At 62.3% G+C, this 11634-nt stretch carries 11 protein-coding genes; 4 read left to right on the forward strand and 7 right to left on the reverse strand.

Going from position 1 to position 11634, the window contains the following annotated elements; translation table 11 throughout:
• Window position 1: 1 nt before the first annotated feature.
• Window positions 2–640, forward strand: a complete 639-nt coding sequence (gene hisIE, locus M1P90_RS00630; RefSeq protein ID WP_483704731.1) for a bifunctional phosphoribosyl-AMP cyclohydrolase/phosphoribosyl-ATP diphosphatase HisIE — start codon at window positions 2–4, stop codon at window positions 638–640.
• Between the two features lie 18 nt (window positions 641–658).
• Window positions 659–3106, forward strand: coding sequence for an ATP-binding protein (locus M1P90_RS00635; protein ID WP_483700683.1), 2448 nt, complete (start codon window positions 659–661; stop codon window positions 3104–3106).
• A 67-nt stretch (window positions 3107–3173) separates the two neighbouring features.
• Here M1P90_RS00635 and M1P90_RS00640 read toward each other — a convergent pair whose 3' ends face one another.
• The 4 genes from M1P90_RS00640 to rpoN all read right to left on the reverse strand — a co-directional run bounded on the left by M1P90_RS00640 (window position 3174) and on the right by rpoN (window position 5719).
• Complete coding sequence (locus M1P90_RS00640) at window positions 3174–3473, reverse strand: GlsB/YeaQ/YmgE family stress response membrane protein (protein WP_483700684.1); 300 nt, start codon at window positions 3471–3473, stop codon at window positions 3174–3176.
• Window positions 3474–3565: 92 nt separating this feature from the next.
• Complete coding sequence (locus M1P90_RS00645; protein WP_483700685.1) at window positions 3566–4036, reverse strand: hypothetical protein; 471 nt, start codon at window positions 4034–4036, stop codon at window positions 3566–3568.
• A 21-nt stretch (window positions 4037–4057) separates the two neighbouring features.
• Window positions 4058–4330, reverse strand: a complete 273-nt coding sequence (locus M1P90_RS00650) for a YggT family protein (RefSeq protein ID WP_483700686.1) — start codon at window positions 4328–4330, stop codon at window positions 4058–4060.
• 9 nt (window positions 4331–4339) lie between these two features.
• Window positions 4340–5719 carry an RNA polymerase factor sigma-54 gene (gene rpoN, locus M1P90_RS00655; RefSeq protein ID WP_483700687.1) on the reverse strand — a complete coding sequence of 460 codons (1380 nt, stop codon included), beginning with the start codon at window positions 5717–5719 and terminating at the stop codon, window positions 4340–4342.
• 166 nt (window positions 5720–5885) lie between these two features.
• Here rpoN and M1P90_RS00660 point away from each other — a divergent pair, with 166 nt between their 5' ends.
• Complete coding sequence (locus M1P90_RS00660; RefSeq protein WP_483700688.1) at window positions 5886–6332, forward strand: hypothetical protein; 447 nt, start codon at window positions 5886–5888, stop codon at window positions 6330–6332.
• 98 nt (window positions 6333–6430) lie between these two features.
• On the opposite strand, the gene M1P90_RS00665 is transcribed toward M1P90_RS00660, so the two are convergent.
• The 3 genes from M1P90_RS00665 to M1P90_RS00675 all read right to left on the reverse strand — a co-directional run bounded on the left by M1P90_RS00665 (window position 6431) and on the right by M1P90_RS00675 (window position 10428).
• Window positions 6431–7801: a sigma-54-dependent transcriptional regulator gene (locus M1P90_RS00665; RefSeq protein ID WP_483700689.1), complete on the reverse strand. Its 1371-nt coding sequence runs from the start codon at window positions 7799–7801 to the stop codon at window positions 6431–6433.
• Between the two features lie 92 nt (window positions 7802–7893).
• On the reverse strand, window positions 7894–9177 hold the full coding sequence (gene murA, locus M1P90_RS00670) for a UDP-N-acetylglucosamine 1-carboxyvinyltransferase (RefSeq protein WP_483700690.1): 1284 nt from the start codon (window positions 9175–9177) through the stop codon (window positions 7894–7896).
• 159 nt (window positions 9178–9336) lie between these two features.
• Window positions 9337–10428 carry a hypothetical protein gene (locus M1P90_RS00675; RefSeq protein WP_483700691.1) on the reverse strand — a complete coding sequence of 364 codons (1092 nt, stop codon included), beginning with the start codon at window positions 10426–10428 and terminating at the stop codon, window positions 9337–9339.
• A gap of 412 nt (window positions 10429–10840) precedes the next feature.
• On the opposite strand from M1P90_RS00675, the gene rph reads away from it, so the two are divergent.
• Window positions 10841–11572, forward strand: a complete 732-nt coding sequence (gene rph / locus M1P90_RS00680) for a ribonuclease PH (protein WP_483700693.1) — start codon at window positions 10841–10843, stop codon at window positions 11570–11572.
• Window positions 11573–11634 lie beyond the last annotated feature (62 nt).

The raw sequence follows: 11634 nt of genomic DNA on the forward strand, positions 1-11634 counted from the left end.
ACTGACTGAATTACCAAGAAAGAATGGCAGCGTGAAATTCGATTCGCAAGGTTTGATTCCCGCGATTGTGCAGCACGCCCGCAGCGGCGAAGTGCTGATGCTCGGCTATATGAGCGAAGAAGCTCTGCGCCAGACCACCGCGACGCAACAGGTGACATTCTGGAGCCGCAGCCGTCAATCGCTCTGGACCAAGGGCGAGACATCGGGCAACTTCCTGCGCGTCGTGGAGATACGGCAGGATTGCGATGGCGATGCCCTGCTGGTGCTGGCCGAGCCGGCTGGCCCAACCTGCCACACTGGTGCTGACAGTTGCTTTTTCCAAAGCCTCGACGGTTCAGAGCGTAACGAGCGTATCCCTTCCAGCACGATTGTGACGCAGCTCAGTGACTTGATCGTCCAGCGCGCCGTCGATCTCCCCGAAGGATCATATACGACCAAGCTGCTGAAGGGTGGCGTGGATCGGATTGGCAAGAAGATCGGTGAGGAAGCGGCGGAAGTTATTATCGCCGCGAAAAATGCCTCAGCGGAAGAGTTGCGGTGGGAAGTGGCCGATCTGCTGTATCATACCCTGGTGCTTCTGGCGGAGCAGCATGTCTCGCTCGAAGAGATCTGGGCCGAACTGCGCCGCCGACATAGCTGATGGTGATGGAGCATTGGCATGGAAACACAGGCCGGCTGGGCGCTGGTAATCGATAGCGACGAGCCTTCCCATTCGCTGTACCAGACGGTGCTGAGCGAAATGGGCTTTTCGACTGAAATCTGCACGCGCAGCACGCAGGTTCCGCTTGCCCTGTCGCGGCGCAGTTTCGAGCTGCTCATTATTGATCCAAACACGGCCGGGCCGCAGAGTGTGAACGTGCTGGCGCAGCTGTATCGCCAAGTGTCGCCCGCATCGGTGATTGTGGTGGGTTGTAACCTGCTGCCCGATATTGTTGAGACCTCGGTACGCGATGGCGGGCCGGGCTTGCTGAGCCGCCCATGGAGCGCCGAGCAACTGCGTGAAATGGTTGAAGCGACCACGGCGCAGCAGCAGAACAGCCTGCTTGGCCAGGTGATCCACGCGCCTGGCAGCAGCGTCCGCGCAACGGTCGAAAGCGATTTGCAGCATCTGTATCAGCAGATCGTGCGGATCATTCTGGCGCGCTTTACGGCTGACCGTGTTTCGCTGATGCTGTGGAATGATGGCAGCGACTTTATTAATGTGGTGGCTTCCGAGGGTTTTCCGTTTGCGCTGCCGGGCGAACGAACCGCCCTGCTGTACGATAGCCTGTCGGGCTGGGTTATTCGCCATATGGAGCCGCTGCTGCTGGAGCCTGAGGTCGCGCTGCCCTTCGACATGCAAAATAGCTGGCGTAACGCGGCGCTGTGCGCAGGCATGTGTGCGCCGCTTGCCGTGCGTGGCCGGGTGCTTGGCGTGCTGACGGCGGCGCGGCGCTGCGATCAGCCGGCCTACACCAGCGACGACCTTGATGAAATGGTCGAACTGACTTATCAGGCGGCCTGGGTGCTTGATTTCGTGCAGAGCCAGCTCCATGCGCACCGCCGCACGCAGTTCCTGGTGCGCCTGTATAACCTCAGCAATGCCTTGCTGGCGGTGAATACTGCGCGCGAAGTTGAGCAGATTGTGGTTGCGCACCTGAGCGAGACATTGCCCGAGGCGCGCGGCTACCTGTTCCTGCGCGAAAGCGACTCGCCGGGTATCAACTCGATTGTGGCGCTGAATCGCGAATCGCAATCCGACCTCAACGTCGATATTCTGCACGACGACCCTGGCCTGGTTGGGCAGGTGCTGGCCGATGGCATCCCGCGGATGCGCCAGCCTTCCAATCAGCGCGAGCTGGCCGCGTGGGAGCAGCAGCTGGCATCGCAGCGCGACCGGGTGCTGTGCTGTGCGGCGCTAAAAACCGATGCCTCGGTGTATGGCGCAATCGAGATTGTGACGCGCCCGCTCTCGTTTGGCGAGGATGAGCTGCAATACCTGGTTGCGGCGGCTACGCTGATCGCGCCAGTGCTGGAAAAAGTGCAGCGCCATGCCGCCGTGACGTGGGCAGCCGATCGCTACAGCACCCTGTTCCAATCCGCTTCCGATGCGATCCTGCTGATCGACATGAAGAGCATGACGATTGTGCTGGCAAACGCCATGGCCGAGCGCCTGAGCGGCTACAGCCAGGCTGATCTGATGCTGATCGCGCCGAACCGGCTGATTGCGCCGGGGCGAACCGGCCGATCTGCGCCGTCGGTTGCTGATCTGCTGGCTGGCAATGTGCCAGAGTATGAGGGCTACCTGCACACGCGCAGCGGCTACAACATCCCGGTTTCGTTTGCGCCAAGTGTGGTGCGCTACGCCAACGCGCGCTACCTGCTGCTGCTTATTCGCAATAATACCGAAGCGCAGCGCCAGGCACAGCAACTTGCCCAGAAGGAGAAGCTTTCGGGCATGACGCGCCTGACGGCCTCGATTGCGCACGAGATTAACAACCCGCTGCAAGCGCTGCACAATACCCTGCACCTGCTGCTGAACCGCCCCTTCACCGAAGAAAAGCGCGAGCGGCTGCTGAGCATGGCGCAGATGGAAGTGAACCGCATGACCGAGATTGTGCGGCGTATGCTCGATCTGCACCGGCCAGCCGCCGAGGATATGCGGCCAAGCTCGGTGCACAGCCTGCTCGATGGGGCGCTGAACAGCGCGGCCCCGCAGCTTCAGCAGCACCACGTGCTGATCGAGCGCGATTGGTTTGCGCAGCTGCCGCGTGTGCTGGCGATAGGCGGCCACCTCAAGCAGGCATTCTACGACCTGATTGTGAATGCGGCCGAGGCCATGCCCGATGGTGGGCGCCTGATTATTCGCACGCGCAGCGAGGAAATTGGCAGCCCGGTGCAGCAGGTGCTGATCGATTTTATCGACAGCGGGCCGGGGATCTCGGAGAACGAAGCCAAGCTGATTTTCGAGCCGTTTTATTCCACCAAGCGCACTGGTCTGGGCCTGGGTCTGGCGGTCAGCTATAGCATTGTGGAGCGGCATGGTGGCTCGCTGTCGGTCAGCAGCAGCACCAGTGGCAGCACGTTTCATGTTGCGCTGCCGGCCGCGCCAGTGACGCAGAAGTAAAAACAGACGCCCAACAAAAACAGGCGCTGCGAGAGTTATTCGCAGCGCCTGTTCTTTTTTGGCCGTTTTAGCGGCGGTTGAAGAGCTGCACGCGCCCGCTGTTGCGCAGGAGCTTCAGGGCATACAGTAGGGCAATCGAGCCAAGCAAGGCCCACAGCAAATTAAACGACAGCGTGCCGATATGCAGCGCGGGCAGAAGGTTCGGGATGCCGATGAGCGTTGCCAGCGCGGTGCCGAGGTAGGCGCCAATCACGCCAACAATGATTGAGACCATCAGGCTGCCCGGGCTGAACGCAACGATCCACTGGGCAATTGCGCCACAGATGCCGGCGATCACAAGCAGGGTTAAGAGCTGAAGCAGATCCACGCCAGGCCTCCTTCGATGTGAGCATTATGCGACCCGGAAGGCATTCGTGCCGCTACTGTAGCGCATGTTGTGCGGCCCGTCAATAGCGTAATCTAGCGGTTGCGGTAGTCGTCCATGTCGATGGTGCGGCGTCGCGGCGGCAGTGCCCGCGCGTCGCGTGAATGGCGATTGTCGCGGTAGCGCTCGGCATAGCCCCAGTGCTCGGCGCCCAGGTTGAACATGCGCGCGGCAACCCAGCTCACGGTGAAGGTTGGAATGACGTTGGTGATTGGAATGAGCGCCTCGATTGTGGCTTTGTTGCGCAGGTTCGGCAGGCCCATGCGGTCGAGCACAACCCACATAATCGGCGCGGAAAAAATGTCGAGCCCGAAGTCGAGCAGATCGAGCAGCACGACCAGCGACAGCGGAATATGCCGCATGGTGGTGAAGAAATCGGCGTGCTCAGGGAGGCGCAGGCGGCGAATGCGACGCACCAGCGCGAATAAGCCGACCAGCGCAATCACCACGCACACGCCCATAATCAGCAACAGCGTCGTCGCAAGGTTGCGAAGTGTTGGGTCCATATCGTTCTCCTGTCTGGCGCGTTAGCGGCGCCGAAGCCGGGCAAACCCTACCCCCAGGATGATACAGAGCAGCATGAGTGCCAGGGTTGAAAATTCGAGCGTTGCGCCAAAGCGCGGCTGCCCAGCATCCATCAGCGCAGCGAGAAAGGCTGGTGGTGCGGTGACGCCCAGAAACCAGCCAAACACCGGGTTGCCGGGCCGCGCCGCCAGCAGGCGCAACAGCAGCCGCGCCAGCAAGAGCGCAGCTGCTGCACCAAAAATTGCCGCAGGAATAAGACGACGCTGGAGGTGCATAGTGTTGCGCTAGCGCAAGGTCGAGGGCAAAATGCCCAGCTGGCCGCGATATTTCGTCACGGTGCGGCGGGCCACATCCAGGCCGCGCCCGCGCAGAATTTCGACAATGTCCTGGTCGGTGAGCGGGGTTTTTTCGTTGGCGATCAGCTCCTGAATCACGTCCTTGATCGAGAGCGAAGCGGTGAAGAAGTGGCTGAACGGCACGATTTCCTTGTTCGGAATCTGCACGTATTTGTTCGCGGTGGCGCGGCTCACCGTCGATTCGTGCACGCCCAGCGCCGCCGCCACTTCGGCGCGGGTGAGCGCGCCCAGGTGGCGCACACCGTAGCGCAGAAACGCTTCCTGACGGTCGATCAGGAACTCGGCGATGCGGCGAATCGTTTCGCGGCGCTGGCGCAGGTTGGTCAGGAACAGGCGCGCGCGCGTCACAAAGGTGCTCAGGTGCTCGCGCTCTTCGGCCGAAATATCCTGCTGCTGGCGCGCTGCCGACTGGGCCAGCTCCTGGTAGAGCGGGTTGAGGCGCAGGTAGAAGCGGCGCGATTCCACCACTTCGGCAATCAGCTGGCCGTTTTCTTCGCGAATAACCACATCGGGCAGCACAAATGAGGTTTCGGCCAGGCTTGAACCGTCGCTGCTGCGCTCCAGCGGGAAGGGACGCAGATACTGGCGCATGAAATCGCGCGCGGCCACGACATCGTCGTAGCTGATATCGAGTGCCTGCGCGATAGCGCCATAGCGGTGCTCGCCGAGGTCGAACCAGTGGTCGCGGATGATAGCGCGAATGTGTGGGTTGCTGATTTCCTGCCGCTCAAGCCGGTCGACCTGGATGAGCAGACATTCCTGCACGTTGCGCGCGCCAATGCCGGCGGGGGCGAGGTCTTGCAGCTTCAGCAGCACTTGCTCGACGTGTTCGGGCGTGCTGTTGAGCATGTCGGCAATGCTGTCGACATCGCCATCGAGGAAACCGTGCTCGTCGAGCGAGCCAATCAGGTAATCGGCGATCACATGATCGGCCAGGGGCAGGGTGATGTGCAGATCGCGCTCAAGCGACTCGCGCAGGGTCGAGGGCGCGGCAATCGCCAGCAGCGGGTCGAACTCGTCGTCGGAGGGGGCGGCGCTGGAGTCGTCGCGCTCGGCTTCGGCGAGTTTCATGTCTTCGTGAAGGCAGTAGATGCAGGTTGCGCCGCTGAGCGGGCGGCCACAGCGGCTGCACAGCGCCTCGTCGCTTTCGGCCTGCTCAAGCGCGGGATTATCGGCCAGTTCAGTTTGCACAAGCTGCTGCAACTCTTGCGTGGAGAGCACCAGCATATTGTTGAGCGCAATCAGTGCGGGCGATGCTTTCATCTGCTGCTGGGGCAGCAGATTCATGCCCATGCTCATGTCCATCATAATGAAACCTCAGACCTAGTTTCTACGTCATAATAGCTGATACGTTTGTTGAGCCAATTATGAGGGTGCGCTAATCGCCTTCTACGACACTCGCGTATACACTAGCGCTGATGGCACATAAACTGCTGAGACACTGAGTAGAACATTATCTCAGGAGGGCCTTGTAATGATCAACGCACCCGCCCACGGAATTGCCCAACCACAATCGCTTTCCGTCCCGACGCTACGTTTCGGTCCACGCTTGTTCTGGGGCCTGTTCGCGCTCCTTGGCGTTGTTCTTGCTGCACTCGTGATGACGCTGGTTGTGTCGGTGCCGACGCCCGTGCCGCTGGCGCGCAGCGCCGATGTGATGACCGTTCGTGATGCCGTGCTGGCGCGCTTGAATGGCGCAGCCGCCGACCCACTGATTGAGCTTGATCCTGGCATTACAGCGCGGCAGAGTAACGTTCGCGGGCTGTCGCTTGGTGGCCGGACGTATTACTACTACGTTGATGGCCAGCCGCGTTTCGACCCGCTGGCGCGCGGCGTGCTCGCTCAGAACTCGGTGGAAGTAGTGCTGCGCGACGATCGCGGCCCGCAACCGCTGGTGATCTATACAGTCATTACGCCCTGATAAATATTATATATAGCAAGATTTGTGCCACACTATCTGGCGCAACGAAAATAGTGAAGCCAGGCTGAAAATTCAGCCTGGCTTTTGGTTGTGGCGCGCTACTTTGAGGCTTGCAGACGCTGTTTGAACTCGGCTGTGCTAAGGCCCAGGCGCTGGGCGGCTTCTTTTTCGTCGCTGTCACTCTGCTGAAGCGCCTCGAACAGCATCACGCGCTCGATCTCGGCCAGCACGTCGCTGAGCTTCTCGCGGTTGCGCACGCGCGTGGCAAGATCGATCTGCGTGGGGATACCGTGCTGCGAAAGGTTTAGCGCGTGGCTGGTGATGACATTGCCCTGCGAGAGCACCACAGCGCGCTCGATCTCGTTTTCGAGCTGGCGCACATTGCCGGGCCAGTCGTATTTTTCCAGGCGCTCCAGCGCGTCTTCGGAGATGCGGGTAGGCGGCGCGCTGGGCTTGTAGCGGTACTTGTCGAGGAAGTGCTCGACCAGGATGGGAATGTCGCCGCGGCGCTCGCGCAGGGGCGGCATATGGATGTTGATGACATTCAGGCGATAATACAGGTCTTCGCGGAAGTTGCCCTGCTTCACTTCGTCGAGCAAATCGCGGTTGGTGGCGGCCACCACGCGCACATCAACCTTGACGATGCCGGTGCCGCCAACGCGCTCGATCTCGCCTTCCTGCAGCACGCGCAGCAGCTTCTTCTGCACTGGCAGCGTGATCTCGCCCACTTCGTCGAGAAAGATCGTGCCTTTGTGGGCCTGTTCGAAGCGGCCCTTGCGCTGCGCCACTGCGCCGGTAAAGGCGCCCTTCTCGTGGCCGAACAGCTCGCTTTCGATTAGGGTTTCGGGCAAGGCGGCGCAGTTCACCTTTACGAGCGGGCCACTGCGGCGCGCCGAGTTCTGGTGAATCAGGTTGGCGGCTAATTCCTTGCCGGTGCCGGTTTCGCCGGTGACCAGCACCGAGGCGTCGGATGCGGCGACGCGGCCAATCGTCTTGTAGATCTGGCTCATTGCCGGGCTGCGGCCAATCATGCGCTCGCGCAGGTCGGCGCGCTGCTCAAGCGAGCGCACACGCGAAGCCAGCGCCTGGTGCTCGAACAGCCGCTTGACGACCACCTGCACTTCGTCGAGGTCGAAGGGCTTTTGCAGGTAGTCGTAGACGCCAAGCTGCATGGCGCGAATGGCGACCGACGAGGTGCCGTGCGCGGTGATCAGGATCACCGGGATCTCGTTGCCATCTTTGCGCAGGCGCTCAAAAAGATCAAGGCCGTTCAGGCCGGGCATTTGCAAATCCATGAGCAGCAGGCCATACTGTTGCTCACCTTTCAGCTTTTCCAGCACTGCAGTGCCGCTGCCGACGCCATCGACGGAATAGCCCTCCTCACTCAGCAAATCGCTGAGCAGGCTAATTGTCGCGGCTTCATCGTCGGCAATTAAGATGTTGCCAAGAGATTCTTTCTGCGGCGCCACACACGTCTCCACATTTTTCGCTACACCGCCGGGCAGAAAGCGCGCAGCGGCTTGAAATAGTCAATATCCGGTTGGGATCGCGCGCTATTGTATCATACTCGTTCGATCCGTGCGCCAAGCTGCTGCAGGCGCTGCTCAATCCGCTCGTAGCCGCGGTCGATCTGGCCGATGTTGTGGATGACGCTGCGGCCCTGCGCGCACAGCGCGGCGATCAGCAGTGCCATGCCGGCGCGGATGTCGGGGCTGGGCAGGCCCTCGGGCTCGCCATAGAGCGGGCTCGGGCCGACCACCACGGCGCGGTGCGGGTCGCACAGCACAATCTTCGCGCCCATGGAGATCAGGCGATCGACAAAGAACAGGCGGCTTTCGAACATTTTTTCGTGAATAAGCACGGTGCCACGCGCCTGCGTGGCGACCACCAGGGCGATGCTGATCAGGTCGGGGTTGAAGCCGGGCCAGGGTGCCGAGTCGATCTTGGGAATGGCGTTGTGCGCGTCTTCCTGCACCTGCAGCACCTGATCAGGCGGCACAACAATATCTTCGCCGTCGTCGGTCCAGCGCACGCCAAGCTTGCCAAATGCAATGCGCGTCATGCGGTGCTCACGCGGGCGGGCGGCGGCAATGCGCAGCGCGCTGCCCGTGACGGCGGCCAGACCAATGAACGAGGCGACTTCCATAAAATCGGGACCAATGGTGTATTCGCCGCCGCGCAGCGCGCTCACGCCAGTGATGGTGAGCATGTTGGTGCCAATGCCCTCGATCTGCGCGCCCAGCTGGTTCAGGCAGTGGCATAAATCCTGAATATGCGGCTCGGACGCGGCGTTGCAGATGGTGGTCTGGCCCTCGGCCAGCACTGCGCCCATGATCGCCTGCTCGGTGCCAGTGACGCTCATTTCGTCGAGAAACAGGTCTGCGCCGCGCAGCCGGTCGGCGCGCAGCACGTACTCCGTCGGTGTCACTTCAATCGACGCGCCCAGGCCCTGCAAGGCCAGAAAGTGCGTATCGAGCCGCCGCCGGCCAATCATGTCGCCGCCGGGGCGTGGCAGGCGTACCGCGCCGCGCCGGGCCAGCAGCGGGCCAGCCAGCAGGATGGATGTGCGAATTTTCCGCGCCAGCATAGCGTCGGGCTCGGTATCGCCCACGCCTGCAGCGGTCAGGGTCCAGCTTGTGTCCTGGCTTTGCTCGACGCTCACCCCGAGCTTTTGCAGCAGCGTCAGCTTGGTGCTGACATCGCCGATGCGCGGGAGATTATGCAGAGTGACGGGCTGGTCGGTTAGCAGGGTTGCGGCCAGCAGCGGCAGCGCCGCATTTTTGTTGCCGGCTGGGGTGATGGTGCCGTTGAGCCGATGCCCGCCTTCGATAACAAAGCGTTCCACAGTGCCTCCTGAATGAAATTGGTTTGCACGCGCGGCTATTGCCGCCGCGGAGACGATGAAGCCGACCAGATCTAGCTGGCCGGGCGCGCTTCCGGGCGCGAGTGGCGCGACTGGGCTGGCCAGACGCGCCGCATTCTGTGCGTACGGGTGAGTATGTGCTTAGGATGGGGGCAGCTCACGCGATTTGCGCCGGAACGGATTGAGCTGCTTGATCCGGCCAACTACGCCGGGCTTCTCAGCGCTGCCGTCGGCAATGCGGCCAGCGCGGGCGCGTGCGATTAGCTCGGTGGCGCGCTTGCGGCCAATCTCAATCGCCTCGCTCGAAATGCGCTTGAGCTGGTCGGTGGAAACCAGGTCGCCGCTTTCGTACCAGCGCCAGGCCGCGATGCCGGTGGTGTAGGTGCCGGCGTAGGCTACAGCGATTTTTGGCACTAAACCCCACACCGGGATCAGGCCGATCAGGCTGCGGGCGGCCTGCCGCCACAGAAAAGCTCCGCCGACGACTGGCAGCACTTCGCGGATGCGCGCCTGGAAATCGGGCGCGGCGCCATAGGCCAGCGCCAGGCGATACACCAGCAGCGCCTGATTCTTGGTGAGCACCAGAATATCGGCAGCGGCGAAGGGCACGCTTACCAGCGGGATCTGCTCGGGCAGGCCCGACGCCAGCGAGTAGGTGGCGTTGGTGAACGCCACCGTGCCAATCAGGTCGCGCGCGAAGATTGCACGCAGGCCGGGCAGGCGGCGGGCCGCGGCGAGGTGCAGCTCGGCGGGCAGGCGCGCCAGCACCGCAGTGGCCAGCCGGTCGGCGGCATCGAGCGCCTGCGGGTCGAGAATGCTCACAGTGCGGCTGCGCAGCACAGGCGTGAGAAACGCCCCGCCCGACTGGATCTGGTCGCCGTAGACGACGACGACCAGAAACGGCACGTTCAGCTCGTCGAGCCGGCCAAATGAGTCAATTTCGGCCTGCGAAAGTGTGGTGCGCGCATCGATGCCCAGCAGCAGCATGTCGGCGCTGCGCAGCGTGCTGGCGCGCTCGGCGGCGCGCGCAAGCGGGATCAGCTCCAGCGGGTCGGGGCCTTCGGCCTGGTAGCGCTGATGCCCCTGGTGCAGCAGCCGGTCGATCGCGTCGAGCGCGGCGTTATGCCCGATGCAGCTGATTGTTACTGGCCGCTCGGCTTCGTCGCGAATGGCGCTGACATCGATTTCGCGCAGGGTTGAAAAAATATTTCCGAAATCACTCCACTTGGGCACAATACACCTCTTCTCCATCAGAAACCACTGCCGCCAGCATCGCAACCTGTGTGCCAGCGTTTCGCGATTCTGCGCTCGATTATAGCACGCCGCTTTCTGCTCGATTCTGACGCGAAGCTGACAAGGCCTGGCGCATTTTCGATGTACGATTTGCCCGTATGGGCCACGCGATTTACGATTATGCCGAACCGCATGCTATAGCAGTTTGCAGTTGGCAGCATGCAGTGGGCAGTTGCATTTTCCGCACTCCAACGCGCTTCTCGCCAGCAAGTGAGGTTTTCGGGCAGGGAAAAGCCTTGTTGCGTGTCACAATCCCTAACCCCGAAACTCCACGCTGAAAGCGCGCCAGGTTGACTCCGCGCCGGCTTGTTTCTATAATCCAGCCGCGCTACCGTGAACACAAGGAGATTGTATGACCCGCACCGATGGCCGTGCGCCGGCCGATCTGCGCCCACTGACGATTACGCTCGACACATTTGGCTATGCCGAGGGCTCGGCGCTGATCGAGATGGGCGGCACGCGCGTGCTGTGCGCCGCCAGCGTCGAGGAAAATGTGCCGCCCTGGCTGCGCGGCCGCCAGCAGGGCTGGGTGACGGGCGAATACTCGCTGCTGCCACGCGCAACCGGCACGCGCACGCGCCGCGAGCGCAACGGCGCCAGCGGTCGCACGCAAGAAATCCAGCGCCTGATCGGGCGCTCGCTGCGCGTGGCGGTCGACATGCACCGCCTGGGCGAGCGCACCATCACCGTCGACTGCGATGTGCTGCAGGCCGACGGCGGCACGCGCACGGCTTCGATTACTGGTGGCTTTGTGGCGCTGGCGCTGGCGATTCACCGGCTGCGCGAGCGTGGCGCGCTGGCCGAAAGCCCGATCGTTGCGCAGGTGGCCGCCGTGAGCGCGGGCTATGTCGGCGGCGCGGCGCTGCTCGATCTCGACTATAGCGAGGACAGCACCGCCGAGCTGGATTGCAACGTGGTGCAGACTGGCGCGGGCGGCGTGGTGGAAGTGCAGTGTACGGCAGAAGGACGCGCCATTTCGCGCGCCGAGCTGAATGGCCTGCTCGATCTTGTGGATGGCGGGATCGCGCAGTTGCTGGCGGCGCAGCGGGCAGTTTTGGCGCAGGCCGGAGTGCATGTGCTATAATACCGGGCGCAATCGTTGTCGGGCAGCATACGAGCGGAAGAAAACAGCAGCGCCGTGCTGGC

Source organism: Kouleothrix sp. 19917, assembly GCF_057073505.1.

What these genes read in the sequence shown, in the direction of transcription:
- M1P90_RS00660 (WP_483700688.1), top strand. Translation starts at nt 5,886, where the DNA reads ATGATCAACGCACCCGCCCACGGAATTGCCCAACCACAATCGCTTTCC.
- M1P90_RS00645 (WP_483700685.1), bottom strand. Translation starts at nt 4,036, where the DNA reads ATGGACCCAACACTTCGCAACCTTGCGACGACGCTGTTGCTGATTATG.
- M1P90_RS00650 (WP_483700686.1), bottom strand. Translation starts at nt 4,330, where the DNA reads ATGCACCTCCAGCGTCGTCTTATTCCTGCGGCAATTTTTGGTGCAGCA.
- rpoN (WP_483700687.1), bottom strand. Translation starts at nt 5,719, where the DNA reads ATGATGGACATGAGCATGGGCATGAATCTGCTGCCCCAGCAGCAGATG.
- rph (WP_483700693.1), top strand. Translation starts at nt 10,841, where the DNA reads ATGACCCGCACCGATGGCCGTGCGCCGGCCGATCTGCGCCCACTGACG.
- M1P90_RS00635 (WP_483700683.1), top strand. Translation starts at nt 659, where the DNA reads ATGGAAACACAGGCCGGCTGGGCGCTGGTAATCGATAGCGACGAGCCT.